The following is a 25,456-nucleotide window of genomic DNA, read 5'->3' as shown; positions in this document are numbered from 1 at the left end:
CCTGCCACTCACCATGGCGCGCACGCCATGGTGAGTGGGGCAGGACCGTGGTGGGTTCGCGATTCCCATCAGGTGATGGGAAATCGTGGGGCCGGTGGGCCGGAGGTCAGCCGACGAGCTGCTGCCAGGTGTCCCAGCCGATGCGCACGACGAACGCCGACACCACGACGATGAACACGATGCGGATGAACCGGTTGCCCCGCGCCACGGCGAGGCGGGCGCCGAGGTAGCCGCCGGCCACGTTGCAGACCATCAGCACCGCGGCGACCTTCCAGATGACCGCACCCTGCGGGACGAACACGACCAGGGCGGCCAGGTTGGTCGCGAAGTTGGCCAGCTTCGCCTTGCCGCTGGCCTCCAGGAACCCGTAGCCGAGCACCCCCACGAGCGCGAAGACGAGGAACGAGCCGGTCCCCGGCCCGAGGGCGCCGTCGTAGAAGCCGATGGACGCACCCACCAGCATGGCCGCCCCGTAGTGGCGCCGACCGGTGAAGCGGATGGCCGCCACCTGGCCGAGGTCGGGTCGCAGCACCGTGAAGGCACCGACGACGACCAGGACCACGAGGATCGCCGGGTTGAAGGCCGCGCGCGGGATCCACGAGGCCACGACCGCACCCAGCAACGAGCCGATGAACGCCGCACCCGCCAGGGGCGCGGCCGTGCGCAGGTCGAGCCGCACGCGTCGCAGGTAGGTGATGCTCGACGTCGTCGTGCCGGCGATCGAGCCGATCTTGTTCGTGGCCAGCAGCTGGACCGGCGCCGCCTGCGGGAAGGCCACCATGAGGGCGGGCAGCTGGACCAGCCCGCCACCCCCCACGACGGCGTCGATCCATCCGGCGAGGAACGCGGCCACGCCGAGGAGCAGCAGCACTCCCCCGGTGAGCTCCTCCACCCGGTCAGGCTACGCACCGGCCGGACCCGGCCACGAGGCGGCGACGTCATGAGGAACGACCAGCGCACTCCTCACCGTCGGGACCAGTAGCCTGAGTCCCGCCAGAGCCCCTCCACGGAAGTAGGCCCCATGCGACTGATCGCTGCGCGCGTCCGCAAGGTCATGTCGGTCCACGACTCCGGACGCCTGGCGCTCGACGAGGGCATCACGACCATCGTCGGCAAGAACGAGTCGGGCAAGACGGCCATGCTGCAGGCGCTGTACCGGGCCAACCCGCTGCCCAGCGGTCACGTCACCGCGTTCACCGCGCGACGCGACTACCCCCGACGCGACCTCGGGCGCGATCGCGAGGTCATCGACCAGGTCCGCCCCGTCACCCTCGAGATCGAGCTCGACTACGACGACCGCCAGGTCCTGGAGCGCGCCGGCGCCCTGCTGCCGACGACCCCGCTGTTCGTGAGCCGCTCGTACGGCGACGGCGAGCTGCACTGGGCGTCCGACGAGGAGGGCACCCCGCTCGAGGCGTCGCCCGAGGCCATCGCCCGGCTGACCGCGATGCTGCCGGGCTTCCAGTACTTCGACGACCACAACGTGCTCCCTGGCAGCGTGTCCATCCGGCGTCTGCAGGAGATGGACTCGGCCGACCTCTACCCCTCCGAGCGCACCGCGCTGGCGCTGCTGAGGCTGGCCGGCGTGGCCGACGCCTCGTTCGACGAGGACGACTACGAGGTCCGCAAGGCCGCGCTCGAGGCCGCCGCCGCACGCCTGTCGGACCAGCTGCTGGAGTACTGGAGCCAGAACCGCGAGCTGTCGATCGAGCTCGACCTGGAGACGATGGGCATCTCCTCGCCCGACCCGTGGCTGCACATCCGCGTGCGCGACGACCGCCAGCGGATGAGCCTCAATGTTGCGGAGCGCTCCAAGGGCTTCATCTGGTTCTTCTCCTTCCTCGCGGCGTTCTCGGAGTTCGCCGACCAGGACCGTCGGGTCATCCTGCTCGACGAGCCCGGCATGAACCTGCACGCGAACGCCCAGGCCGACCTGCTGCGCTACATCAAGGAGCACCTCGGCCCCTTCCACCAGGTCGTCTACTCCACCCACTCGCCGTACCTCATCGACTCCGGTCGCCTGAGCCGCTGCCGCGTGCTCGAGAACGTCGGCGACGAGGGCAGCAAGATCAGCTCCGACCTGTGGCGGGCAGGGTCCGAGACCACGGTGCCCCTGCTGGCGGCGCTCGGTGCGGACCTCACGCGCAAGCTGGTCAGCGGGCCGCACCAGCTGCTCGTCTCGTCACCGTCGGACATCACGTACCTGACGGTCATGGGTGACCTGCTCCGTTCCGAGGGCGGACGCGCGCTCGACCCGCGCTGGAACCTGACGCCCGTCGGTGGTGCCTCCGGCATCCCGACGATCCTGGCGCTGCTCGGCACCACGGCCGTCTCGGCCACGGTGCTCATGGACGGTCCGGCCGGCGCGCGGGGCGCCGTCGAGGAGCTGGTGAACCGAGGGGCGATCTCGGCCGACCACATCGTCCCGCTCACCGACATCACCGGCACCCTCGACGCCGACCTCGAGGACCTCTTCGACTCCCGGTGGTACGTGACACTCCTGGAGGAGTCCGGCGGACCGAAGGTCTCGCACCGCAAGATCACCGGCAAGCGGTTCCTGCGCAAGCCGCCTCGCCGACGCATCGTGCACCAGGCCGAGACGGTCGTCGGCGGCGCCTACGACCGCTTCCAGCCCGCCGGCCACCTGCTGCGCAACCGGTCGCAGGCGCTCGCCTCGGTCGACGCCGAGACGAAGAAGCGGTTCCAGCAGCTCATCGACCGGCTCAACGCCCTGCTCTGACCGCCCTCTCCCTGGTCGACCAGGAGTGGCTCGTCAGCGACGGAGGACGCGCAGCGAGCCGGTGTGGCCGACCTCGGTGAAGCCGTCGTCGAGGGCGCGCAGGTAGATGCGGTAGGGCGCCTGCCCGCCGTCGGCGGGGTCGGGGAAGACGTCGTGGATGACGAGCACGCCGCCCGGCCGCACCCACCGGGCCCAGCCCTCGTAGTCGCCCTGGGCGTGCTCGTCGGTGTGCCCGCCGTCGACGAACACGAGGTCGAGCTCGCGGCCCCACCACGACGCGACGTCGGGCGAGCGGGCCACCACCACGTCGACGACGTCCTCCAGGCCGGCGCGCGCGAGGGTCTCGCGCAGGAACGGCAGGGTGTCCATCCGGCCGTCGGTGCCGACGAGGGTCTCGTCGTGGTACTCCCAGCCGACCTGCTGCTCCTCCGAGCCGCGGTGGTGGTCGATCGTCACGAGCCGCGCACCGCTCTCGCGTGCGACGTGGCCGAGGTGCACCGCGGACTTGCCGCAGTAGCTGCCGATCTCGACGGCCAACCCGCCCGCGCGCAGGTGGGCGGCGGCCGCGGCCCGCAGGGCGTCGGCCTCGTCGGCCGGAAGGAAGCCGCGCACCTCGTCGGCCACCGCCTGCAGCGCCTCGGGCAGCGGCGGTGCACTCATGCCACGCACGGCTGGTCGCACTCCTCGGCGGCGGCCAGGAGGGGCAGGCCCTCCCCGCGGAACAGCCCGTTGGCGGGTGTGGTCCGGGTCAGGGCGTCGACGGCGAGGAGCACGGTGCCCGCCGTCCAGGTGGTCTGCTCGATCGGCCAGTAGGTCTCGTCGGGATAGACGTAGCCGGTCCAGTACGTGGCGTCCTCGCGGCGCAGGACCTGGATGTCGGCGAGGAGCGCCCGGGCGTCCGCGCCACGGCCCACCGCGTCGAGCGCCAGGACGAGCTCGCACGTCTCGCCCCCGGTGACCCAGGGGCTGTCGTCGACGCACCGCGCGCCGAAGCCGGGCACCACGAAGTCGTCCCAGCGCCGCTCCAGGCGGGCCAGGGCGACGGCGCGCGGCAGTGCCCCGCCCAGCACGGGGTAGTACCAGTCCATCGAGAACCGGGCCTTGTCGGCGAACCGGTCCGGGTGGTGGTCCAGGGCGTGGCGCAGCCGCACCGCCGCGTCCTCCCAGTGCGGCACCCGCTCCCCCACGACGTCGGCCAGCGCCACGCCGCACCGCAGGCTGAGGTGGATGCTGGCGTTCCCGGTGACGAGGGCCTCGTCGGCCACGCACCCGTCGGCGCCGCGCGACCAGCGGACCGGACCCGCGTCGTCCTGCAGGACGAGCACGGCGTCGAGCGCACCCTGCACCGACGGCCACATGGAGCTGACGAAGGCCCGGTCGCCGGTCAGCCGCCAGTGGTGCCAGACCGCGGTGGCCACGTAGGCGGTGAAGTTGGCGTCGGTGGCAGGCTCGACCACCTCGCCCCCGGAGTACTTGGTGGCCCACGTGCCGTCGGGTCGCTGCTGCGAGCGGCTCCAGGCGTAGGCGGCCTCGGCCTCGTCGCGGCGCCCGGCGACGGCGAGCCCCATGGCGGCCTGGAGGTGGTCCCACGGGTCGAGGTGCCCGTCGGCCTCCCACGGGATCGCCCCGTCTCGGGTCTGCACGTCCGCGATCGTGTCGGCCGTGGCCTGCACCTGGGCAGCGTCGAGCACGCCGGGGAGCGCGAGGACGGCCGGCGATCCGGTGACGGCGGGGGTCACGGCGACCTCAGGCCGCGAGCGGCTTGGTGTAGTACAGCGCCACGCTCTTGCCCAGGACCGGGTCGAGGAGCTTCTCGGCCACGCGGGTGGTGCGGGGCGCCTTCATCATGTCCCACACGAGCAGCTGGTGGTAGGCGCGCACGGCCGGGTGCTGGTCGCGCTCCACGCCCACGGCGCACTTGATCCACCAGTACGGCGCGTGCAGGCCGTGCGCGTGGTGGGTGTGGGTGTGCACCAGGCCCTCGGCACGCAGCTTCGCGTCGAGCTCGCTGGCCTTGTAGATGCGGATGTGCCCGCCCTCGTTGGCGTGGTACTCGTCCGACAGCATCCAGCACACCTTCTCGGGCCAGAAGCGCGGGACGGTCACGGCCAGCGTCCCGCCGGGCGCCAGGATGCGCACGAGCTCGCTGATGGCCTGCTCGTCCTCGGGCACGTGCTCGAGGATCTCCGAGGCGAGCACGACGTCGAAGGAGGCGTCGGCGTAGGGCATGTCGAGGATGGTCCCGGCCTGCACGGCACCACGCCCGGTCCTGGGCACCTGCCCCTCGACCCGCATCGCCTCGAACATCTCGTCGACGCCCTTGAGCTCGACCTCGTCGAGGTCGAACGCGGTCACGTCGGCACCGCGGCGCAGGGCCTCGTAGCTGTGCCGGCCGGCGCCGGCACCGACGTCGATGAATCGGGTGCGGGCGCCCACCCGGAGGCGGTCGAAGTCGACGGTCAGCACGTCACTGCTCCTTGCCGGCGAACCTGCGGATCGCCTCGTCGTAGACGTCGGCGGTGGCCTTGGCCACCGAGGTCCAGCTGTAGCGCTCGAGCGCACGGGCACGGCCGGCGGCGCCCAGGGCCGCGCGGCGGTCGGGGTCGTCGAGCAGGGAGGAGACGGCGGCGGCCAGCTGCTCGGCGTCGCCCGGCTCGACGAGCACCGCGCACGGCTCGCCGCCCTCGGCGTCGCCCACGACCTCGGGGATGGCGCCGGCGCGGCTCGCGACGACCGCGGTGCCGCTCGCGAGCGCCTCGACCGTCGGCAGGGAGAAGCCCTCGTAGAGCGAGGGGACGCACATGATCTCGGCCGAGCGCAGGAGCTCGGCGATCTGCTCGGACTCCAGGCCGCTGTGGGTGGTCACGCAGTCGCGCAGGTCGAGCGCGTCGATGCGGCGGTCCGTGGCGCCGCCGGGCTCGACGCTCGAGACGAGCTGCAGCTCGACGTCGGGGTGCTCGACCCGCACCTTGGCGAGTGCGTCGAGGAGGTGGGCGACGCCCTTGAGCGGCTTGTCGGCGCTGGCGACCGCCACGATGCGGCCGGGCACGCGGGACTCGGTCGCGGCGGGGGTGCCGGGCTGTCGGCGGCGAACGGGACCGAAGGTGTCGGTGTCGACGCCGAGCGGCACCACGCGGATGCGGGCCGGGTCGATGCCGAAGTCGGTGACGGTGTCGTCGGTGGCCACCGTGGAGACGCCCACGACGAACGGCAGCCGCCGGGCGACGCGGGCCTGCATGCCCACGAACGAGTACCACCGAGCGACCGAGAGCTTGCGCCACCCACGGGCAGCCTCGAGCTCGACGATGCGGTCGCGGCTGATCGGGTGGTGGATCGTGACGACGAGCGGGAGCCGTCGGCGCAGGGCGAGCAGCCCCCAGCCGAGGCTCTGGTTGTCGTGGACCACGTCGAAGTCGTCGAGCCGGTCCTTGAGGTGACGGTCGGCGCGCAACGTGAACGAGAGCGGCTCGCCGAAGGCGCCGGTGACGCTGAGCAGCCACTCGACGACGTCGGGAACGCTGCGCAGCGTCCAGGGCGCCGGGGGCTTGAAGGGGTCGGGCTCGTCGTAGATGCCGAGACTCGGCAGCCTCGTCAGTCGCACCCTCGGGTCGAGACCCTCGGGGTAGGGCTGACCGGAGATGACCTCGACGTCGTGGCCGGCCTCGACGAGACCCCGGCTGAGGTGCTCGACGTAGACGCCCTGGCCACCCACGTGCTGCTTGCTGCGGTACGACAACAGGGCGACGCGCACGTGACCACCTTCCTGTGACGTCGCACCGACAGCGACCGTTGAGAGACCAACGGTATCCGAGTCGCGCTCCGGCGCCTCAGCGGCCGGTGACCCGACGCACCTCGAGCAGCGGCACGTGGTCACCCGTCGTGCGGTCGGGGAAGTCGAAGACCGCGAGGACGAGCAGCATCGGGTAGCTCGGCGACTGGTCGGACGCAGCCACCTGCTCGCCGTCGAGGAACCAGGTGATCCCGTGCTCGGTCCAGTCCACGGCATAGGTGTGCCACGCACTCACGTCGAGGCTCCGACGTGGGGCCGCGAACTCCTCGACCAGGTCGGGGTCGCGGAAGGGATGGACGCCCCGTCCGACCTCGAGGGTCACCGTGCCGTCGGGCGTGGTGGCGCGCGTGTCGCCGAAGACCTCGACCAGGCAGATCTCACCGCAGCGCCGGGGCTCGTCCTCCATGCCGATCGTCCACGCCGAGAACATCGACCCTGCGCCGACCGTGGCTCGGCACTCGACCTCGATGCGGCCGTGCAACGGCACGAAGCCCGCGACCCGGGGCTGCTCCTCGCGCACGGTCAGACCGGGGCGGAACGGCTGCTGCCCACGTGTCGACCCCACCGGACCGGACCAGCTGCCGCTCTGCACGGCCGAGACCCGCAACGGTGGCTCGTGCAGGTCGGGGCACCACCGGGGATGCTCGGGGGGAAGCGACAACCGCAGTCCGTCGTCACCGACCTCCCACGTGGCACGTGCGTCCTCACGGGAGCTCCAGGCGGGCAGGTAGGCGGGGACCCACCGCTGGAGGTCCAACCCGTCGAAACGTTCCTCGAACCGCTCCACGATCGGCATCCTCGCACGCGGCACCGACACCGCGGACGACTCAGGAGTCGAAGCCGAGGCCGAGCCGGTCGAGGGTGCGCAGCAGCAGGTTGCGGCGACCCTCGTCGTGGTCGGCGCGATCGAGCGACCAGCGGGTGGCCTCGATGCCGATCGTGGCCAGCGGCTCGGGCGGGAAGGGCACGGCCGGGCGTCGCACCATCGCGAGCCGGGTGCGCTCGGTGTCGTCACCGGCGAGGTGGTCGAGCATGACCTCCGCGGCGAACCGGGTGGCACCGACACCGAGGCCCGTGAAGCCGGAGGCGTAGGCCACGCGACCGCGGCGGGCGAGGCCGTGGAAGGCGCAGAAGCGGGTGGACGTGTCGATCGCGCCCGCCCATCGATGGGTGAACGCGACGCCCTCGAGCTGCGGGTAGGTGGTGAGGAAGTGCGACGCGAGCCGGCGGTAGGAGGCGTCGCGGTCCTCGTGCTCGGGGCTCACCTGCCGCCGATGGATCGCGTCGTAGCCGCCGTAGAGGATCCGGTCGTCGGCGCTGAGCCGCGAGTAGTGGAACTGGTGCGCCAGGTCGGCGACGCCCTGGCGACGGTCCCAGCCGATCGACGCCTTCTGCGCGGCGTCGAGCGGCTCCGTCATGAGGACGTAGTCGTACACCGGCACGGTGGACAGGCGCGTGCGCCGCAGGAGTGGGCGGAACACGTTCGTCGCGAGGGCCACGGCGCCGGCGCGGACCACGGCGCGCTCGGTCCGCACCCGCACCCCGCCCGTGCGGCCGGAGGACAGGCCCGTCACGCGGGAGTGCTCGAAGATCTCCACCCCGAGGTCGGCCGCCACGCGGGCGAGCTCGTGCGCGAGCCGGGCCGGGTGGACGAGGGCGGTCTCGTCACGCTCCCAGCGGCCCGCACGGTAGATCGGGCTGTGGATCTCGGCCTGCACGGCGGACTCGTCGAGCCAGTCGCCGCTCTCGTCCTCCTCGAGCCAGCGCACCTGGTGCGGCTCGTAGGCGACGGACAGGGTGCCCGTGCGCTCCAGCTGCACGTCGAGACCGAGGTCGTGGACGTCACGCTCCAGGGCGTCGAGGTTCTCGCGACCGAGGCGGTGGAGGGTGTCGTACTCGTCGGGCCACCGGGCCCGCCCGTTGACCTCGCCGTGGGTCAGGCTCGCCTCCACGAAGCCGCCGTTGCGTCCCGACGCCGCCCAGCCGATGGTCTCGGCCTCGAGCAGCACCACGCGTCGACCAGGGTCGCGGCGCTTCGCCAGCACCGCGGTCCAGAGGCCGCAGTAGCCCCCGCCGACGACGACGAGGTCGGCCGTGGTCGACGCCGTGAGCTGCGGGTGGCCGGCTCCGGGGGCGTCCTCGAGCCAGTAGGAGCTCAGCCGGCTCGGTCGCAGCGCGGCATCGATGGCCGCCTCGCGGGGAGGCTGCCGCTCGAAGACCGTGCTGTGCCGGCTCATGGGCGCTCGGACGACCCCTCGGCAGGTTCCAGCTCGCTCGACGCCGCCGTGTCCTGGCCGGGCGCGCCCGGCGTGACCGTGACGAGGTGGAGCCGCATGATGCGACGCCCCTCCACCGCGGTGACCGTCAGCCGGTAGCCGTCGAGGTCCACGACCTCGCCCTCGACCGGGATGTGGCCGAGGCGGTCGAGCACGAGACCGGCGACGGTCGAGTAGTGGGCGTCGGGGAGCTCCAGGCCCGTCAGCTCCACGAAGTCGTCGAGGTGCATGGCGGCGTCGATGTCGTCGCCGTCGGAGGAGTGCAGCAGCTCGGCCACCTCGGCGAGGTCGTACTCGTCGCGGATCTCGCCCACCAGCTCCTCGATGATGTCCTCGAGCGTGACGATGCCGTCGGTCCCGCCGTACTCGTCGACCACGAGCGCGATGTGCACGCCCTCGCTGCGCATCTGCGCCATGGCCGGGAGGATCCGGTTGGTGCTGGGCAGCACGGGGATCTCGCGCACGATGTCGGCGACGGACCCGGTGCCGGCACCCTCGGGCACGGCCAGCAGGTCGCGGACGTGCACGAACCCGATGACGTCGTCGGTCGAGCGTCGCCGGGTGACGGGGTAGCGGGAGTGCGGCATGGCGAGCGCCTCGCCGGCGGCCTCGGCCAGACTCATGCCGCCGTCCAGGAAGTCGACGGCTCCGCGCGGCCGCATCACCTCGCGCAGCGTGCGGTCGGTGGCGGTGAACACGTCCTGCAGGATCTGCCGCTCGTCGTCCTCGAGGCTCTCGTGGGCGCCGACGAGGTCACGCAGCTCGTCCTCGCTCATCTCCTCGCCCGCGGCGTGGGGGTTGCCGCCGAGCAGACGGACGACCATGTTGGTCGACTTCGACAGCAGCCAGATGACCGGTCGCATGAGGGTGGCGAACCGGGCGAGCGGCGGCGCGACGGCCAGCGCGATGGGCGCCGACTTCTGCAGGGCGAAGCGCTTGGGCACGAGCTCGCCGAAGACGAGCGACAGGTAGGCGATGAGCAGCGTCATCGCGACGAGCGCGACGCTCGATGCGGCGCTCTCGGACAGGCCCAGCGCCTCGAAGGTCGGCGCCACGTCGGGCGCGAGGGTCGACGCGCCGTAGGCGGCGGACAGGAAGCCGGCCACCGTGACGCCGATCTGCACGGCCGCGAGGAACGTGTTCGGGTCGCGCGCGAGCGTGGCGACCTTCGACCCGCGTGAACCGGTCTTCTCCAGCTGGTTCAGCTGGCTCTCGCGCAACGAGACGAGGGCCAGCTCCGTGGCCGCGAACACCCCGCCGACGAGCACGAAGACCATCACGAGGCCGAGGTTGAGCAGGGTGTCGGTGTCCATCAGGCCCTCCTGGCGACGCAGCGGAGGAGGGCCTGGCAGGTACTCGGAGGTTGGTCCACGAGATTCATTCTAGGGAGGCTCCCCGTCACGGCGAGGTGGAGCGGTCTGCGGTGGCGCCGTCGGCCACGACCACCCGCGCCCGACCGGCGTCCTTGGCCGCGTAGAGGGCACCGTCGGCGCGGGCGACGACGTCGGCGAGGTCGTCGCCACGACCGACGAGGGTCATGCCGTAGCTGACCGTGGGCAGCACCACGCCGCCGGGGAGCGACGTGGCCTCCAGCGCGACGGTGATCCTCTGCACGACGTCGCGCGCCTCCTCGACGGTCGCCTCGTCGAGGAAGAGGACGAACTCCTCGCCGCCGAAGCGCCCCACGATGTCGGCACGACCGACCGTGCTGCGGCAGGCCGCCGCGAACACCTGCAGGGCGACGTCGCCCGCCGGGTGGCCGTACGTGTCGTTGATCTGCTTGAAGTGGTCGAGGTCGGCCATGACCAGCACGCCGTGGACCTGGCGACGACGGTGGCCGCGCCAGCGCCGCTCGACCAGGCGCACCAGCTCGTCTCGGTTCAGCAGGCCGGTGAGGCCGTCCCGGGTGGCTCGCTCCTGGAGCTCGAGCGTGTCGTCGGCATAGCTGAGAGCCGTCATGCTGAACGAGACGGTGGCGAGCATGACCGTGGTGACCAGCGTCGTGACCTCGGTGCCGAGGTAGACCGCGAACGCGCGTCCGTCCTGGCCGACCAGGAGGTAGGCCACCAGGCGCAGGCCGTAGAAGGTCGACAGGCCGGTCGACATGACCGCGAGCGAGCGCAGGATCGGCCGGTACATCCGTTCACGGGGGCCCGGACCGAAGGACCCGCTGCGACCCGTCTGCCACAGCTCGACCGAGGCCAGGGCGATGAAGATCGTCATGAGGCCGAGGAACACCGGCGCACCGGACCACTCGTTGGTGCCCGGGTCGTCGAGCGCCGACGTGACGAGCAGCCCCACGAGCGTGGCGCCGACGAGCCACCAGCTGACCGACCTTCCCTCGACCGCCCGCGCCCCCGACCACACGGCTGCGGCGCCCGCGACGACGCACACGTTGCCGAGCGGGTTCGCCCACCACTGCTGCGACGTGCCGTCGAACAGGTAGGCCGCGGAGCCGGCGAGGAACAGCCCGAGCGCTGCGCACCACCAGCCGGCGTAGGCCGAGCGGGTGGAGCGGTACGCGACGAAGTAGAAGAGCGCGAGCAGGGTGACGGCCACGATGGCGAACGAGACGCGCAACGAGATCGGGTCCAGCATGTCGCCCCTGGTCGGTCGGCACGGATGGTCCGGTCATCCTCGCACAAGGACCTGCCTGCACGGCCGTGTTTCCAGGCGGCTCACGGCCACGCGGCGGACCGGCGACGCCGTCGCCACCGGTCCGCGCGGCGGCTCACTCGAAGTGGCGCCGCGGGTTGGCCACGAGGATCGTCTCGATGTCGGCCTCGGTCAGACCACCCTCGAGCAGGGCCGGGATGACGTCCTCGCTGATGTGGCGGAAGTGCCAGTTCGGGGCCGCGTGCGCCTTGGCGTCCGGGCTGAAGTAGTCGATGAAGCAGTTGGCGTCGTGCGCCAGGGTGACGTGCTCGACGTAGCCACGCCGCACGAGCTCGATGATGGTGCCGATCCGCTCCTGCATCGGGTTGAACAGGTCGAGACCGAACCGGTCCATGCCGAGCATCGACCCGGCGTCGGCGACCTTGCAGAGGTAGTCGACGTCGTTGGTGTCGCCGGAGTGGCCGATGATCACCTTCGACAGGTCCACGCCCTCCTCCTTCAGCACCTGCTGGGCGACGAGCCCGGACTCGTTGGCCGGGTTGGTGTGCACGGTGATGGGGGCTCCGGTCTCGACATGGGCCTGGCCGACCGCCCGCATCACGCGCTCGACGCCCGGGGTCAGCCCGGCGAGCTCGATGGCGCACTTGAGGATGCCCGCGCGAACATCGGTCCCGGCGATCCCCTCGCGGATGTCCTTGACGAACATCTCGGTCAGGGGCTCCGGGACGTCGACCAGCAGTCCCGGTCCGCGGTGCTCGAACTGGTGGGGCACGTCGTTGTAGGTGTACAGGCCCGTGGCCACGACGATGTTGAGCTCGACCTGGGCGGCGATCTTCTGGATGCGCGGGATGTACCGACCGAGCCCCAGGACGGTGGGGTCCATGATCGAGTCGATGCCGACGCCCTTGAGCTCGGTGAGCTTCTCGACGGCGTCCCTGATGCGCTCCTCCTCGTCCCAGTCGTCCTGGTAGTTCTGGTTGTACTCGGTGTTGAGGACGAAGACGTGCTCGTGCACCAGCGTCCTGCCGAGCTCGCTCGAGTCGATGGTGCCGCGTGCGGTGGGGATGGTCGTCATCAAGGCTCCTGGTTGTCGTGGTCGGGTTGGGGGGTGTGTCGGTCTGGGGTCGGGCCGTCCGGCGTCACGCCGACGGCAGGGGTCGGGGGTCAGGCCGGATCGGTCAGGAAGTCCACGACCCGCGGGATCACGAGCGCCGGCCGCTCGAGGATGACGCTGTGGCCCACGTCGGGCAGGCTCCACAGCTCGCCGTGCTGCACGCCGTCGACGACCTCCTGGGACCAGGCCGGCGGGCGCGCCACGTCCTCACCCCCGCTGACGACGAGCGTCGTGGCCGTCACGGCAGGGAGCAGGTCCACGGCACTGCGGCGCTCGACCACGCCGCGCACCGCGTGCACGAGGGTCGGCGGGAGTGCCGCGAACGCGGCCCGCGACTCCGCGACGAGTGCTGCTCTCCCCGGGTCGCTGCGACAGGACTCGCCCAGCATGATCTGCATGATCATCTCGAGCAGGTCGCCCTGGAAGCCCGACCGCTCGACCTCGTCGGCGATCGGACGGAAGGCCTCGAGCTGCTCCGGAGGTTCCGCGCGCACCGAGGACCCCAGCATGACCAGACGGTCGACCAGACCCGGACGTCGTGCCGCGACCCGGACGGCGACGTCGCCGCCCATCGACTGCGCGACGACGTGGACGCGGGTCAGGCCGAGCGCGTCGACCACGTCCAGGACGTCGTCGGCGCACTGCTCCATCGTCACCGTGTCGTCGGCGGCCGGACTGGAACCTTGGCCCTTGAAGTCCGGCCGCACGACCCTGAGGCGACCCTGCACCGCCTCGGCGAAGGCGTCGAACATCGTGTGGTCGAGGAACAGCGAGTGCAGGCAGAGCACGACCGGCAGGTCGGTCTCGCCGGAGTCGACGACGTGCAGCGCCGCGCTCACGACGAGACCGCCGTGTCGAGCGACGCGAGGTGCCGCTCGAGCAGCTCGGTCACCTCACCCGGGTTCTCCAGCGCGTGCACGTGACCCGTGCGCTCCATGGTCACGAGGGTCGCCCCGGGGGTCAGGTCGACGATCTGCTGCGACTTCGGCGGCGGGTAGGTGTGGTCCTCGGTGCCCGCGACGACCACGACCGGGACGGCGATGCCGCCGAGCTCGTCGAGCACCGGCTTGCGGTGGGCGATGTGCCAGGCCGCGTCGGCGTACTCGGGCGTGCGGCTCCGCAGCAGTGCGGTGACCTCGGCGAGCACGTCGGCGCGCGACGGGTCGGTCAGCGTCGTGTCCCCCATCATGAACTGGAGGACGCCGTCGAGGACGGGCTCGATGCCCTGCTCGGCCAGCACGTCCACGAGGGCGTCCATGTCGTCCGCCTGCTCCTCGACGTCGGCCGACGTGCCCATCAGCACCGCGGAGGCCAGGAGGTCGGGCCGGCGAGCCGCGAGGCGGAGCCCGACGAAGCCGCCCATCGAGTTGCCGACGAAGGTCACCCGCCCGAGGTCGAGCGCCTCGATGAGGGCGGCCGCGTCCTCGGACAGCGTGTCCATGTCGAGGTTCTCGCGCACGTCGCGCGCGCTCTCCCCCTGGCCGCGGTGGTCGTACCGCACGACCCGGTAGCGGTCGCCGAGCGCCTCGGCCTGGTGCCGGAACATGCGGACGTCGAAGAACATGGACGGGCTCATGACCACGGCGTGCGCGTCGCGAGGTCCCTCGTCCTCGTAGCGCAGGGTGGTGCCGTTGACGTCGATCATGGCCATGTCGGACTCCTGGGGGGGTGTGATGGCGGTCACGCTACCTGCACGCTACTTGAACCCGGTTTCGGGTTCAAGTACGTTTCGGTGCATACCGTGATCCCCATCACGCTGGCCCCCTCCGGAGGACGTCATGACCGAGACCACCGCCCCCATCCGACCCACGACCATCCAGGACCTGGTCGACCTCGTCGGGACACGCCTGGGCCCCACCGCGTGGCACGACGTCACGCAGGACCGGATCGACGCCTTCGCCGACCTCACCGGTGACCACCAGTGGATCCACGTCGACCCGGAGCGTGCGAAGGAGAGCGCGTTCGGGTCGACCATCGCGCACGGCCTCTACAGCCTGTCGATGGGTCCACGGTTCATGGAGGACCTCATGGCCTTCGACGGCTTCGCCCACAGCCTCAACTACGGGTACGAGAAGGTCCGCTTCCCCGCTCCCAACCCCGTCGACTCGCGCATCCGCATGCACGCCGAGATCGTCTCGGTCGACGACGTCGGGAACGGAGCCGCGCGCATCGTCACGGTGCAGACCTTCGAGCGCGAGGGGTCCGACAAGCCGATCTGCGTCGCGCAGTCCATCGGTCAGTTCACCGAGTACCCGACGGAGGACTGAGCGTGCCGATCGCCGCCCGCAGGGTCCACCTCGCCGCGCGCCCCGTCGGCCTGCCCGACGCGTCCACCTGGGACGTGTCGGACGACCGGCTCGACGACCCCGCCGACGGTGAGGTGCACGTCGCCGTGAACCACCTGTCGCTCGACCCGGCCATGCGCGGCTGGTTGAACGACGTCCGGTCGTACGTCCCACCCGTCGGGATCGGCGAGGTCATGCGCGCCTTCGGCATCGGCACCGTCATCGCCTCCCGTGCCGAGGGCCTCGAGCCGGGCGACACCGTGATGGGCACGATCGGCGCGACCGACCACGCGGTGGTCGCGGGGGCCGACCTCACCAAGGTCGACCTCGCCGTGGCCCCGGCCCCGACCTGGCTCGGTGCGCTCGGCATGCCGGGCATGACGGCGTGGTTCGGCCTCTTCGACGTCGCTCGAGCCCAGCCGGGCGAGACGGTCGTGGTCTCGGGTGCGGCCGGCGCGGTCGGCTCCGTCGTCGGCCAGCTCGCGAAGGCCCGCGGCTGTCGCGTGGTCGGCATCGCCGGCGGTCCCGAGAAGTGCGCGTGGCTCACCGACGAGCTCGGCTTCGACGCCGCCGTCGACCACCGCGAGGGCGCGGTGCACCGCGCCCTGCGTCAGGCCGCGCCCGACGGGATCGACGTCTACTTCGACAACGTCGGCGGCGTGGTCCTCGACGCTGCGCTCCGCACCCTGCGACTCGGCGCACGCGTCGCGATCTGCGGCGCGATCTCGACGTACAACGCGACCGAGCCCGCCCCCGGACCGGCGCACTACATGTCGCTCCTGGTGAACCGAGCGTCGATGGCCGGCTTCCTGGTCTTCGACTACGAGGACCGGTACGGCGAGGCGGTCGACGGCATCGGCGCGATGATCGCCGACGGCTCGCTGATCGCCCGCGAGCACGTCGTGAGCGGGGGGATCGACGCGTTCGGCGACACCCTGCTGATGCTGTTCAGCGGCGCGAACACGGGCAAGCTCGTGCTGGCGCTCTGACCCAGCGTTCTGACTCAGCGCTCGGTGGTGAGCCCGAGCGCGTTGGCCCACAACCGCGTCGAGGTCTCGACGAGGTCGTCGACCGACCAGTTCTCCCCCAGCGCGAAGCTCGAGTACGCCAGCCGGCTGACCATGCCCGAGAGCGCCCGCGACGTCATCATCGGATCGAGCGTGGCGTCGACCCGGCCGTCCTCCTGGAGCTTCTGGATGCTCTTGGCGTTGCGGCGCGCGAACGCCTCACCGCGCTCGAGCCGGCGCCGACGGAAGTCGTCGTCGATCGTGGCGACCTGCTCCTGCAGGCGCATCAACCGACCGTTGCGCTTGTAGGTCTCGAAGTAGGCGCGATTGCTCGCCTCGATGACCGCGACGGGGTCGTCGGCCTCCTCGACGTGGGGCATGCCCGGGTGGAGCATCTCGTCGCGTGCCGCCTCCATCACCGCAAGGAAGATCTCTTCCTTGCTGTTGAAGTACGTGTAGAACGTCCCCGTCGAGCAGCTGGCCTCGGCGGTGATGTCCGTGAGCCTCGAGGCGAGGAAGCCGTCGCGCTCGAACACCGTCCGCGCGGACGCCACGAGAGCCGCCCGCGTGCGCAGGCCGCGGCGGGTGGTCGGGGGCTCCTTCAGGCCGGAGGTGTCCGCCAGGGCCGGGACCACGTCCTTCCTCGCCGCGGGCTGCTCGCTCATGGTGCTGTTCTACTGGCGACGGCGTGGCGGTGCAAACCGGTGTTGCCGGTCCGGAGCCCCTCGGGGCTCATGAGGGGTCCGCGACGTCGACCGCCTCCAGCACCCGGACCACCGGTGCCGCGGCGAGCAGGGGCGCCAGCCTGGCCGAGGTCTCCTGGAAGTGCTCGGCCGCTCCGTGCGCCTTGAGCGCCTCGACCGAGGACCACCGCTCGAGCATGACGAGCTCGTCCGGTCGGCGTCGCACCCGGTGCAGGTCGTAGCGCAGGCATCCCTCCTCGCCACGGACCGTCGCGAGCGACGCCTGGAGGATCTCCGCGAGCTCGTCACCGCGCCCCTCCTGCGCCTGGATCGTCGCGACCACGTCGAACGCGCTCATCGCACGACCACCGGGTTCACGGGGGCGCCCGTGCCACCGACGACCTTGAGCGGTGCCGCCGTGTAGAGGAACGTCCAGCGCTCGTCCGCGGCACAGGCGGCGGCGAGGTCCTCCAGCCACGCGATCTCCGTGAACGCGACGCCCAGGTTGCGCATGAGGGCGCTGTGCAGCGGCAGCGTGACACCGCTCGAGGGCTCCAGCGTCACCTCGTTCGCGATCGTGTCCGTGACGAGGTTCGGGATCTCCATCGCCTGGAACCACTCGACGAGCTCGGGGCTGTAGGTGAGTCCCGGCTCGAGGAAGCCGTCGTAGAACTCCTCGGCGCTCTGCCGGTAGAAGGACCCGACGAAGCCGGTGCGGACGACCAGGATGTCGTGCTTCTCGATCGTGGAACCCTGCGCGGCAGCGATCTCCAGCAGGTCCTCGTGGGTGAAGGTCTCCCCCTTGTCGAGCGCCGCCTTGCCCCGGTGGCGCGCGACGTCGATCAGCACGCCGCGCCCGACCACACCGCGTTCGGCGATGGGCAGGACCGACGCCTTCTCCATCGCGCCGTCGGTGGTGGCGGCGTCGTAGCCGTTCCAGATCTGGCCGTCGTACCAGACGTGGCCGAGGGAGTCGTACTGCGTGGACGCCTGCAGGTAGAGCGTCGCGACGTCGTCGGAGTAGTGCGCTCCGCCGGGCGTCTCCACGCCCTCGCCCCGCTGGAAGAAGCCCTCGTCCATCACGTTCGTGCGCTGGATGCTCTCGCGGCCCGGCCACACCGGGTCGCCGGACGGATCGCCCATCCGCACCTGGAGCGTGAAGACCTCGCCCGACCGGACCTCGGCGACGCCGCGGAGCACCTCCGCACTCGTGAGGTAGTTCAACGAGCCCACCTCGTCGTCGGGCCCCCACTTGCCCCAGTTCCTCGGGGAGTCCTTCAGGAAGTCGCCCACGTAGGGGGTCTCGGTCATGTCGTGCTCCTTCGGTCGTGGATCGGGTGGGGTCGGATCATGGGTGGGCTGGTCAGCGGTCGAGACCGGCGGTCTCGACGACGACCCAGGCGCGCTCGACCAGCTGGTCGATGGCCTCCGGCACGGGTGGGCCGCCGTCGGCGGCGTTGCTCGGCTCGTCCAGGGCCCGCCGCATCACGCCCTCGGCGATGACGGCGATCTTCCAGAGACCGAGGGCGTGCCAGTAGTCGAGGTCGGACCGCTCGCGGCCCGAGGCCTCCAGGTAGGTCGTGGCGATCTGCTCGCGCGAGGAGAAGCCCGGCAGCGCGGACGCGGCGAACGCGTGGGTCGCACCGTCGGAGGCCTCCGGCCAGTAGGCGAGCAGGCTGCCGATGTCGGCGAGCGGGTCGCCGAGGGTGCTGAGCTCCCAGTCGAGCACGGCACGCACGTCGCCCAGCTCGGGGTCGACGATGACGTTGCGCAGGTGGAAGTCACCGTGCACGAGGGCGACGTCGCGCCCAGCGTGCGTGGACTGCTCCGGCATGCGCCGGCGCAGGAGCTCGGTCATGGCGTCGAGCCGGGGCAGGTCACGCGTGCGCGAGGCCTCCCACTGCCGGGACCAGCGCTTGAGCTGGCGGGCGGCGTACGGCGAGCGGCTCGCGAGGTCACCCAGCCCCACCTCGTCGACGTCGACCTCGTGCACCGCCGCGAGCGTGCGTGCGAGCGACGGTCCGATCGCGGCCCGCAGCGAGAGGCCCAGGCCCTCTGCCACCTCGTCGCGGTCGACGACCAGCCCGTCGACGTGCTCCATGACCACCACCGGGGTCTCGGCGAGGGCGTCGTCCACGTAGCGTCCCAGGACCTGCGGCACGGGCACGTCGGTGTCCGAGAGCGCCGCGAGGATCCGGTGCTCGCGCAGCACGTCGTGCGCCGAGGCGAGCAGCTCGCCACGTGGCGGGCGCCGGACGATCCAGCGAGCGCCGTGCTCGTCGCGCACGAGGTAGGTCAGGTTCGACTGGCCGCGACCCACCCGGTCGGCCACGAGGCCTCCCTGCACCTCGTGGCCGTCGGCACGCAGCAGCGCGGCGAGCACGTCCAGGTCCAGCGCGACGTCGGTCGCGGTCCCGGGCACGACTCAGCCCTCGACCCGCGCCGCGAGGGCATCGGCCGCCGCACCGGACCCGATCATCTGGCCGCCGTCGATGACGAGCGTCTCGCCGGTGATCCAGGACGACGCGGACGATGCGAGGAACAGCACGGCCGCCCCGACGTCGTCGGGCTCGCCGATCCGGGCGAGCGGCGTCCGCTCCACCACGGCTCCCTCGTGCTCCTTCCACAGCGCCTCGGCCAGCTTCGTCCGCACGACACCCGGCGCGACGGCGTTGACCCGGATCGACGGTGCGAGCTCGATCGCGAGCTGCTTCGTCAGGTGGATGAGGGCGGCCTTCGACACGTGGTAGATCCCGAGGTCGGGCCCGACCGACAGGCCGCCGATCGAGGCCGTGTTCACGATCGAGCCGCCGTGCTCGCCCATCCAGGCGTCGACCACGAGGCGTGACCACAGGATCGGCGCCCACAGGTTCACGTCGAGCGTCTTCGCGAAGCGGCCGTGGTCCTGCGCGAGCACCGGGCCGTAGGCCGGGTTGGTGCCGGCGTTGTTGACCAGCACGTCGACGCTGCCGAACGCCTCCACCGTCCGCTCCACGCACGCGCGGGCGAGGTCCTCGTCGGTCGCGTGGGCCCCGATCCCGAGCGCCCGCGGGCCGACGGAGTCGGCGGCCGCACGGGCCGCCTCCTCCGTCCGTGCCGTGAGCACCACGTTGGCGCCTGCGTCGTGCAGCGCCGCCGCGGCCGCGAGGCCGATGCCGCGCGAGGCGCCCGTGACGATCGCGGTGCGGCCCGCGAGCGGCTCGCTCACCTCTTCTTGTTCCAGTCGGCGTTGATCCGGCGCAGCTCGACCTGGGCGATGGTGCGCTTGTGCACCTCGTCCGGGCCGTCGGCCAGGCGCAGCGTGCGCTGGTGGGCGTAGAAGCTGGCGAGCGGGAAGTCGTCGGTGATGCCGCCACCGCCGTGCACCTGGATCGCGCGGTCGATGATCTTGAGCGCGACGGCCGGAGCGGCCACCTTGATCGCCGCGATCTCGGTGCGCGCCTTCTGGTTGCCGACCGTGTCCATCAGCCAAGCGGTCTTGAACGTGAGCAGACGGATCATCTCGATGTCGATGCGCGCCTCGGCGATCCAGTCCTGGATGTTGGACCGGTTGGCCACGGGCTCGCCGAACGTGACCCGGTTCTGCGCGCGCTCGATCATCAGGTCCAGGGCGCGCTCGGCCATGCCGATCGACCGCATGCAGTGGTGGATGCGACCGGGTCCCAGGCGGGCCTGGCTGATCATGAAGCCGTCACCCTCGCCGGCGAGCAGGGCGGTCTTGGGCACCCGGACGTCCTCGAACAGGATCTCCGCGTGACCCTCGCGGTCCATGTAGCCGAAGACCGGGAGCCCTCGGACGATCGTGATGCCGGGGGTGTCGAGCGGGACCACCATCATCGACTGCTGGCGGTGGGTCGCGGCCTCGACGTCGGTCTTGCCCATGACGATCAGGACCTTGCAGTTGGCGTGCAGCGCGTTGGAGGCGAACCACTTGCGGCCGTTGAGCACGTACTCGTCGCCGTCGGCGTCCATGCGCAGCTGGACGTTGGTGGCGTCCGAGCTCGCGACCTCCGGCTCGGTCATGCAGAAGGCCGAGTTGATCTCACCGGCGAGGAGCGGCTTGAGCCACTTCTCCTTGTGCTCGTCGGTGCCGAAGAGCTCGAGCACCTCCATGTTGCCCGTGTCGGGGGCGTTGCAGTTGATCGCCTCGGGGGCGATGTAGGGGCTGCGTCCGGTGATCTCGGCGAGCGGCGCGTAGTCGAGGTTGCTCAGGCCGGGGGCTCCCCAGTCCTCGCGCTCGTGCGGGTGGAAGAGGTTCCACAGACCACGCTTCCTGGCCTCGGTCTTGAGCTCCTCGAGGATGGGCGGGTGGAAGTTGGCGTTGCCCGACTCCGCCATCTGGGCGGCGTAGACGGACTCGGCGGGGTAGACGTAGCCGTCCATGAACTCCAGGAGCTTCTCCTGGTACTCCACGGACCTCTGGCTCGGTGCGAACTCCATCAGATCTCCTTGCGAGGTAGCGGTGCGAACACCGGCGGGCGCCGTTCGGCGAAGCTCGCGACGCCCTCGGCGATGTCGGAGCCCCGGAAGGACTCGCGCATCAGGACGTCGGCGGCCTGCACCGACTCGGCGAAGCTGCGCTCGGCGTCGAGGAGCAGCTGGGACTTGATCGTGGCCATCGACCACGGGGAGCAGGACGTCGTGAGGTCGGCGGCGTAGGCGACGGCCCGCTCGAGCAGCTCGTCGGCGGGCACGAGGTGCTCGACGAGCCCGATGCGGTGCGCCTCGTCCCCGTCGACGCGTCGCCCGGAGAGCAGCAGGTCCGCCGCGCGTCCGGGCCCGACGAGCCGCTGGAGCAGCCAGGCCATGCCGTACTCGGCCACGAGACCGCGACGCGAGAAGGCCGTGAGGAACACCGCGTCGGGCGAGGCGAAGCGCACGTCGCAGTAGAGCGTCTCGACCATGCCGAGGCCGGCCGCGGCCCCGTTGACCGCGGCCACGAGCGGCTTGCGGAGCGTGAGCGGCAGGTGCCGCGGGAGCGGGCGGTCGATCTCGGCGTCGGTGGCGTCCGCCGCGCCCGCCAGGTCGCCCATGTCGGCGCCGGCGCAGAAGCCTCGGCCTGCACCGGTGACCACCACCGCGCGCACGTCGGGATCCTCGTCGGCCGCCAGCAGCGCGGCGAAGTACTCGTCCTCCATGGCGTTGGTCCAGGCGTTGAGCCGCTCGGGCCGGTGGAGGGTGAGGACGAGCACCGCACCGCGTCGCTCGGAGAGCACGGTCGGCTCGGACCTCGTCTCCTCCGGGGACGTCGTCGTCATGACTCGACCTTACATGAATCTGAGTTCAACTTCATGAAATTGGTCCTGCCCACGCTAGGCCATCGAGGCTCGGCGGCGAGCCAGCGAGCCCACCCCGACACCGAGGATCAGGAGCAGACCCTGGAACAGGTACTGCCAGTAGGTCTCGAGCCCGACGAGGGCGATGGCGTTGAAGCCCACCGAGACCGTGACGACGCCGATCAGCGTGCCGATGACGTGGAACTCGCCGTCGCGCAGGACCGCGGACCCGAAGAAGGCTGCGGCGAACGCGGCAAGCAGGTAGCTGTCTCCGCCGGAGACCGCCGCGCTGCCGGTGCGCGACGCCAGCAGGATGCCGGTGAGGGCGGCACAGATGCCACAGATGACGAAGGCGAAGACACGCACCCGGTCGACGCGGATGCCCGAGAGCTGGGCGGCCACGGCGTTGCCGCCGACCGCCTGCATCGACTGCCCGAGCACGGTGCGGTTGAGGATGAACCACAGCACGGCGGCGAGGCCGAGCATCATGAACACCGGGTACGGGATCCCCAGGAAGCGGCCGAGCGTCAGCTGGATGAAGCCGGCCGGGTCCGGCAGGCCCACCGGCGTGCCACCGGCGACGGCGTAGTTGATGCCGACCGCGACCGTGCCGATGCCGAGGGTCGCGACGAGCGCGTTCACGTTCAGCAGCGTGACCACCAGGCCGTTCGCGAGTCCGACCACGGCACCGATCACGACGGCCAGCACGAGCGCGGCGACGACCCCGATCTCCTGGTCGACCATCGCCGAGAGGCAGATGACGCCGGACAGGCTCGCGACGTTGCCGATGCTGAGGTCGAACTCGCCCGTGACCAGCGCGAACGTCAGCCCCATCGCGATGATCGCCGACAGGGCGCTCTGGTTCAGGATGTTGATGAAGTTGTCCCAGGTCGCGAAGGTGTCGGGCTCGAGGATGCTCGTGCTGACGACCAGGACGGCGAGGACGAGGAGGGCGCCGTAGCGGCCGAACCACTTCCACACGCGTGTGCTGGTGGAGGGGGTGGCGACGACGGCCGTGGGGTCGAGCGCGGTGACGGTCATGCGAGGTCCTGTTCTGTCGAGCCGAAGCAGAGCGAGGTGAGACGGTCCTTCGTGGCCCGGGCGGCGGGCACCGTGGCGGTGATGGTTCCTTCGCGCATCACGACGACGCGGTCGCAGATGGCGAGCTCCTCGAAGTCGCTGGAGATCATGAGGATCGAGGTCCCCTCGGCGGCGAGCGCCCGGATGATGTCGTAGATCTCGCTGCGGGCGCCGACGTCGACGCCGACGGTGGGCTCGTCCAGGATCAGCAGTCGTGGGCCGGCGAGCACGTTCTTTCCGACGACGATCTTCTGCTGGTTCCCGCCGCTGAGCTCACCGACCTTCTCGTGGACGGAGCCGGCCTTGACGCCGAACCGGGACACCGCGTCGCGGGCGATGCGCGCCGCCCTGCGCGGGCTGAACGTGCCCAGCCGCTTCTCGGGGTCGCGCAACGAGGCCATGTTGAGGTTGGAGCTGACGGAGTTGCGCAGGATCAGGCCCTGGGAACGACGCTCCTCGGGCACGAGTGCGACACCGGCACGGATCGCCTCGAAGGGCGAGCGCGGTGCGTACGGGCGTCCGTCGAGCGTCATCGAGCCGGAGCCGACCGGGTCCGCCCCGATGAGCATGCGCGCCAGCTCGGTGCGACCCGCCCCGACGAGGCCGGCCACGCCGAGGATCTCCCCCCGGTGCAGGGTCAGGTCGACGTCGTGCACCCGCGGCAGGCGGGTCAGGCCCTGCACGCGCAGGAGCTCGGGAGCCTGCGTGGGGTCGCCCTCCGTCTCGCGGTGGGTGACCTCCTCCACGTCCCGACCGACGATGTGGCGGGTGAGCGCGGGGACGTCCAGGTCGGCCGCGGCGAAGCTCCCGACCAGTCGGCCGTTGCGCAGCACCGTCACGTCGTCGGCGACCTGCAGCACCTCCTCCAGGCGGTGCGAGATGTAGAGGATCCCGACGCCGTCGGCCGTGAGCTCGTCGATGATGCCGTAGAGCCGCTCGGCCTCCTCCTGGGTGAACGACGCCGTCGGCTCGTCCATCGCGACGATGGTCGCGTCCCGCATGAGCGAGCGGCCGAGCGAGACCATCCAGCGGTCGGAGACGGCGAGGTCCTCGACCCTGGTGTCGAGCGGGACGCGGTAGCCGATGCGCTCCTGGACGGCTAGTGCCTTGCGACGCAGGCCGCGCTGGTCGATGACGCCGGAGCGGTGGTGGTCCGCGCCCATCGCCATGTTCTGCAGGGCCGTGAACTTCGGGACCAGGTTGAGCTCCTGGTGGATGAAGCTCAGGCCGAGCCGCGTCGCGTCCTGCGGCGCGTGGATCGAGACCTGCTCGCCGTGGACGCGGATCGTGCCGGCGTCGGCCGACTCCGCCCCGGCCAGGATCCTGACGAGGGTCGACTTCCCGGCCCCGTTGGCCCCGCACAGGGCGAGGACCCGCCCGGGGCGCAGGCTGATGGACACGTCCTCCAGGGCCTGGTGCCCACCGAACTGCTTCGAGATGCCGGACATCTCCAGGCACGTCGGCTCGGGCACCGGGGCGACCTCGCGGTCGTCGAGGGCTGTTGCTTCGCTCATGCACACTCCTCTGGGGTTCCAGGGCGCCGGCCCTGGAGGACGTGGTCGGGACTACTTGGTCGAGTCGGGGTACTCGGCCAGGAAGTCGTCGATCGTGTCGGTCGTGACCAGCACGTTGGTGAGAGGAACCTCCTGCGGCTCCGCGTCCACGCCGCCCTCCACGAACTCCGGGACGAGCTTCGCGAAGTCCTCGCCGGCCTGGTCGGCCAGCAGGAAGACGGTGGCCCGCATGTCGCCGGCCTCGATCGCGTTGATGGCACCCGGCTGTCCGTTGATGCCGTAGACGAGGACGTCGTCACGGCCGGCCGACTTGAGCGCGGCGATCGCGCCGAGGGCCGGGTCGTCGAAGCATCCCCAGACCGCGAGCTTGCCGCTGCCCTTCGGGTGCTTGGCGAGCCAGGCCTGCGTGAACTGCGTGCTGCCCTCGACCTGGCCGGGGATCGGCACCTCGTTGCGCGTGGTCTCGATGTCGGTGCTCTTCAGCGCCGTGTCGAGCGCCTCCTCGCGGCCGATGCACGGCAGGCCGCTCTTGTAGCCCAGGACGAGCAGGTCGCCCGCGCCGCCCATGTCCTCCACGAGCTGCTTGGCGACGGGCTCACCGTTGGAGACGCCGGCGTCGAGGTTGGCGGTGATGCCGTCGGCCGTGCCACCGGAGATCGAGACCACCGGGATGCCTGCGGCCTTCGCCGCCTGGGCGCCGGCGGTCAGGGTGTTGCTGTCGAAGACCGCCGTGACGATGAGGTCGACCTTCTTCTGGACGTAGTCCTGCATCGCGCCGTTGGCCTTGTCGACCGCGCCCTGCGGGTCGACCGCGCTGGTCTCCCAGCCCTGCTTCTTCGCGTACGCCTGAAAGGAGGCGATGGCCTGCTCGGACGTCTGGTCGCTGGAGGCGAACTTGACGATGCCGATCGAGTAGCTGTCGTCGCCTCCGTCGCCGGACCCGCCCGAGTCGCCGCTGCCACAGGCAGCGGTGACGGTCAGGGCCGCGGTGACGACCAGACCGATGCCGAAGCGTCGAACGTTCATGGGTTCCTCCTGAGGGTGGTCCGCCCGGGTGGGCAGACAGTGCTGTCGG

Annotated in this window: 25 protein-coding genes; 3 read left to right on the top strand and 22 right to left on the bottom strand. The window is 71.3% G+C overall.

The window, feature by feature from the left end:
- Nucleotides 1-106: 106 nt before the first annotated feature.
- Nucleotides 107-892: a TSUP family transporter gene (locus NBW76_RS04270; protein WP_056556247.1), complete on the bottom strand. Its 786-nt coding sequence runs from the start codon at nt 890-892 to the stop codon at nt 107-109.
- A 129-nt stretch (nt 893-1,021) separates the two neighbouring features.
- On the opposite strand from NBW76_RS04270, the gene NBW76_RS04265 reads away from it, so the two are divergent.
- Entirely contained in the window at nt 1,022-2,740 is a 1,719-nt protein-coding gene (locus NBW76_RS04265) for an ATP-dependent endonuclease (RefSeq protein ID WP_055963486.1), read from the top strand.
- Between the two features lie 33 nt (nt 2,741-2,773).
- Here the strand turns inward: NBW76_RS04265 and NBW76_RS04260 are convergent, their stop codons facing one another.
- The 11 genes from NBW76_RS04260 to NBW76_RS04210 form a co-directional block, all read right to left on the bottom strand.
- Entirely contained in the window at nt 2,774-3,400 is a 627-nt protein-coding gene (locus tag NBW76_RS04260) for a class I SAM-dependent methyltransferase (RefSeq protein ID WP_056557188.1), read from the bottom strand.
- Complete coding sequence (locus NBW76_RS04255) at nt 3,397-4,479, bottom strand: prenyltransferase (RefSeq protein ID WP_056556250.1); 1,083 nt, start codon at nt 4,477-4,479, stop codon at nt 3,397-3,399. Before NBW76_RS04255 ends, NBW76_RS04260 begins: the two co-directional genes overlap by 4 nt.
- A gap of 7 nt (nt 4,480-4,486) precedes the next feature.
- Nucleotides 4,487-5,206, bottom strand: a complete 720-nt coding sequence (locus NBW76_RS04250) for a bifunctional 2-polyprenyl-6-hydroxyphenol methylase/3-demethylubiquinol 3-O-methyltransferase UbiG (protein WP_055963476.1) — start codon at nt 5,204-5,206, stop codon at nt 4,487-4,489.
- Nucleotide 5,207: 1 nt separating this feature from the next.
- A complete protein-coding gene (locus NBW76_RS04245) occupies nt 5,208-6,491 on the bottom strand; it encodes a glycosyltransferase family 4 protein (RefSeq protein WP_055963473.1) in 1,284 nt (427 codons plus the stop codon).
- A 76-nt stretch (nt 6,492-6,567) separates the two neighbouring features.
- Nucleotides 6,568-7,317 carry a glycoside hydrolase family 16 protein gene (locus tag NBW76_RS04240; RefSeq protein ID WP_200914382.1) on the bottom strand — a complete coding sequence of 250 codons (750 nt, stop codon included), beginning with the start codon at nt 7,315-7,317 and terminating at the stop codon, nt 6,568-6,570.
- Nucleotides 7,318-7,357: 40 nt separating this feature from the next.
- A complete protein-coding gene (locus tag NBW76_RS04235) occupies nt 7,358-8,767 on the bottom strand; it encodes an FAD-binding oxidoreductase (RefSeq protein WP_055963467.1) in 1,410 nt (469 codons plus the stop codon).
- Nucleotides 8,764-10,119: a hemolysin family protein gene (locus NBW76_RS04230; RefSeq protein WP_056556252.1), complete on the bottom strand. Its 1,356-nt coding sequence runs from the start codon at nt 10,117-10,119 to the stop codon at nt 8,764-8,766. The genes NBW76_RS04235 and NBW76_RS04230 overlap by 4 nt, the downstream gene beginning before the upstream one ends.
- 85 nt (nt 10,120-10,204) lie before the next feature.
- Complete coding sequence (locus NBW76_RS04225) at nt 10,205-11,404, bottom strand: GGDEF domain-containing protein (protein ID WP_056556255.1); 1,200 nt, start codon at nt 11,402-11,404, stop codon at nt 10,205-10,207.
- Between the two features lie 133 nt (nt 11,405-11,537).
- Nucleotides 11,538-12,497 (bottom strand): phosphotriesterase, encoded by a 960-nt coding sequence (locus NBW76_RS04220; RefSeq protein WP_055963455.1) that lies wholly within the window; start codon nt 12,495-12,497, stop codon nt 11,538-11,540.
- 89 nt (nt 12,498-12,586) lie between these two features.
- Nucleotides 12,587-13,375, bottom strand: a complete 789-nt coding sequence (locus NBW76_RS04215; RefSeq protein ID WP_056556258.1) for an alpha/beta fold hydrolase — start codon at nt 13,373-13,375, stop codon at nt 12,587-12,589.
- The gene (locus NBW76_RS04210) at nt 13,372-14,187 is read right to left on the bottom strand and encodes an alpha/beta fold hydrolase (RefSeq protein WP_055963449.1); all 816 of its coding nucleotides are present in this window, start codon (nt 14,185-14,187) and stop codon (nt 13,372-13,374) included. The genes NBW76_RS04215 and NBW76_RS04210 overlap by 4 nt, the downstream gene beginning before the upstream one ends.
- Nucleotides 14,188-14,314: 127 nt before the next feature.
- On the opposite strand from NBW76_RS04210, the gene NBW76_RS04205 reads away from it, so the two are divergent.
- Nucleotides 14,315-14,803, top strand: coding sequence for a MaoC family dehydratase (locus NBW76_RS04205; protein WP_055963446.1), 489 nt, complete (start codon nt 14,315-14,317; stop codon nt 14,801-14,803).
- A gap of 2 nt (nt 14,804-14,805) precedes the next feature.
- The gene (locus NBW76_RS04200) at nt 14,806-15,810 is read left to right on the top strand and encodes an NADP-dependent oxidoreductase (protein ID WP_200932689.1); all 1,005 of its coding nucleotides are present in this window, start codon (nt 14,806-14,808) and stop codon (nt 15,808-15,810) included.
- Between the two features lie 14 nt (nt 15,811-15,824).
- Here the strand turns inward: NBW76_RS04200 and NBW76_RS04195 are convergent, their stop codons facing one another.
- The 10 genes from NBW76_RS04195 to NBW76_RS04150 all read right to left on the bottom strand — a co-directional run bounded on the left by NBW76_RS04195 (nt 15,825) and on the right by NBW76_RS04150 (nt 25,407).
- Nucleotides 15,825-16,493 carry a TetR/AcrR family transcriptional regulator gene (locus NBW76_RS04195; protein WP_055963443.1) on the bottom strand — a complete coding sequence of 223 codons (669 nt, stop codon included), beginning with the start codon at nt 16,491-16,493 and terminating at the stop codon, nt 15,825-15,827.
- Nucleotides 16,494-16,560: 67 nt separating this feature from the next.
- On the bottom strand, nt 16,561-16,869 hold the full coding sequence (locus NBW76_RS04190) for a putative quinol monooxygenase (protein WP_055963441.1): 309 nt from the start codon (nt 16,867-16,869) through the stop codon (nt 16,561-16,563).
- Nucleotides 16,866-17,822, bottom strand: a complete 957-nt coding sequence (locus NBW76_RS04185; protein WP_056556261.1) for a cyclase family protein — start codon at nt 17,820-17,822, stop codon at nt 16,866-16,868. Before NBW76_RS04185 ends, NBW76_RS04190 begins: the two co-directional genes overlap by 4 nt.
- 52 nt (nt 17,823-17,874) lie before the next feature.
- Nucleotides 17,875-18,933 carry a phosphotransferase family protein gene (locus NBW76_RS04180; RefSeq protein WP_056556264.1) on the bottom strand — a complete coding sequence of 353 codons (1,059 nt, stop codon included), beginning with the start codon at nt 18,931-18,933 and terminating at the stop codon, nt 17,875-17,877.
- A gap of 3 nt (nt 18,934-18,936) precedes the next feature.
- On the bottom strand, nt 18,937-19,719 hold the full coding sequence (locus tag NBW76_RS04175) for an SDR family oxidoreductase (protein ID WP_056556267.1): 783 nt from the start codon (nt 19,717-19,719) through the stop codon (nt 18,937-18,939).
- Complete coding sequence (locus NBW76_RS04170; RefSeq protein ID WP_056556270.1) at nt 19,716-20,951, bottom strand: acyl-CoA dehydrogenase family protein; 1,236 nt, start codon at nt 20,949-20,951, stop codon at nt 19,716-19,718. Before NBW76_RS04170 ends, NBW76_RS04175 begins: the two co-directional genes overlap by 4 nt.
- Entirely contained in the window at nt 20,951-21,769 is an 819-nt protein-coding gene (locus NBW76_RS04165) for an enoyl-CoA hydratase-related protein (RefSeq protein WP_055963425.1), read from the bottom strand. Before NBW76_RS04165 ends, NBW76_RS04170 begins: the two co-directional genes overlap by 1 nt.
- 54 nt (nt 21,770-21,823) lie before the next feature.
- On the bottom strand, nt 21,824-22,828 hold the full coding sequence (locus tag NBW76_RS04160) for an ABC transporter permease (protein ID WP_055963422.1): 1,005 nt from the start codon (nt 22,826-22,828) through the stop codon (nt 21,824-21,826).
- The gene (locus NBW76_RS04155) at nt 22,825-24,381 is read right to left on the bottom strand and encodes a sugar ABC transporter ATP-binding protein (protein ID WP_082480314.1); all 1,557 of its coding nucleotides are present in this window, start codon (nt 24,379-24,381) and stop codon (nt 22,825-22,827) included. The genes NBW76_RS04160 and NBW76_RS04155 overlap by 4 nt, the downstream gene beginning before the upstream one ends.
- Nucleotides 24,382-24,432: 51 nt before the next feature.
- The gene (locus NBW76_RS04150) at nt 24,433-25,407 is read right to left on the bottom strand and encodes a sugar ABC transporter substrate-binding protein (RefSeq protein WP_056556274.1); all 975 of its coding nucleotides are present in this window, start codon (nt 25,405-25,407) and stop codon (nt 24,433-24,435) included.
- Nucleotides 25,408-25,456: the final 49 nt, after the last annotated feature.

The organism is Aeromicrobium sp. Leaf245 (genome assembly GCF_942548115.1).
Taxonomy (GTDB): domain Bacteria; phylum Actinomycetota; class Actinomycetes; order Propionibacteriales; family Nocardioidaceae; genus Aeromicrobium.
This window is presented reverse-complemented; position numbering and strand designations above follow the sequence as displayed.

Excerpts from the sequence above, each read along its gene's own strand:
- NBW76_RS04155 (WP_082480314.1), bottom strand. The coding sequence starts at position 24,381 with ATGAGCGAAGCAACAGCCCTCGACGACCGCGAGGTCGCCCCGGTGCCC.
- NBW76_RS04225 (WP_056556255.1), bottom strand. The coding sequence starts at position 11,404 with ATGCTGGACCCGATCTCGTTGCGCGTCTCGTTCGCCATCGTGGCCGTC.
- NBW76_RS04160 (WP_055963422.1), bottom strand. The coding sequence starts at position 22,828 with ATGACCGTCACCGCGCTCGACCCCACGGCCGTCGTCGCCACCCCCTCC.
- NBW76_RS04165 (WP_055963425.1), bottom strand. The coding sequence starts at position 21,769 with ATGACGACGACGTCCCCGGAGGAGACGAGGTCCGAGCCGACCGTGCTC.
- NBW76_RS04230 (WP_056556252.1), bottom strand. The coding sequence starts at position 10,119 with ATGGACACCGACACCCTGCTCAACCTCGGCCTCGTGATGGTCTTCGTG.
- NBW76_RS04185 (WP_056556261.1), bottom strand. The coding sequence starts at position 17,822 with ATGACCGAGACCCCCTACGTGGGCGACTTCCTGAAGGACTCCCCGAGG.
- NBW76_RS04205 (WP_055963446.1), top strand. The coding sequence starts at position 14,315 with ATGACCGAGACCACCGCCCCCATCCGACCCACGACCATCCAGGACCTG.
- NBW76_RS04235 (WP_055963467.1), bottom strand. The coding sequence starts at position 8,767 with ATGAGCCGGCACAGCACGGTCTTCGAGCGGCAGCCTCCCCGCGAGGCG.
- NBW76_RS04265 (WP_055963486.1), top strand. The coding sequence starts at position 1,022 with ATGCGACTGATCGCTGCGCGCGTCCGCAAGGTCATGTCGGTCCACGAC.
- NBW76_RS04190 (WP_055963441.1), bottom strand. The coding sequence starts at position 16,869 with ATGAGCGCGTTCGACGTGGTCGCGACGATCCAGGCGCAGGAGGGGCGC.
- NBW76_RS04260 (WP_056557188.1), bottom strand. The coding sequence starts at position 3,400 with ATGAGTGCACCGCCGCTGCCCGAGGCGCTGCAGGCGGTGGCCGACGAG.
- NBW76_RS04220 (WP_055963455.1), bottom strand. The coding sequence starts at position 12,497 with ATGACGACCATCCCCACCGCACGCGGCACCATCGACTCGAGCGAGCTC.
- NBW76_RS04210 (WP_055963449.1), bottom strand. The coding sequence starts at position 14,187 with ATGGCCATGATCGACGTCAACGGCACCACCCTGCGCTACGAGGACGAG.
- NBW76_RS04170 (WP_056556270.1), bottom strand. The coding sequence starts at position 20,951 with ATGGAGTTCGCACCGAGCCAGAGGTCCGTGGAGTACCAGGAGAAGCTC.
- NBW76_RS04195 (WP_055963443.1), bottom strand. The coding sequence starts at position 16,493 with ATGAGCGAGCAGCCCGCGGCGAGGAAGGACGTGGTCCCGGCCCTGGCG.
- NBW76_RS04150 (WP_056556274.1), bottom strand. The coding sequence starts at position 25,407 with ATGAACGTTCGACGCTTCGGCATCGGTCTGGTCGTCACCGCGGCCCTG.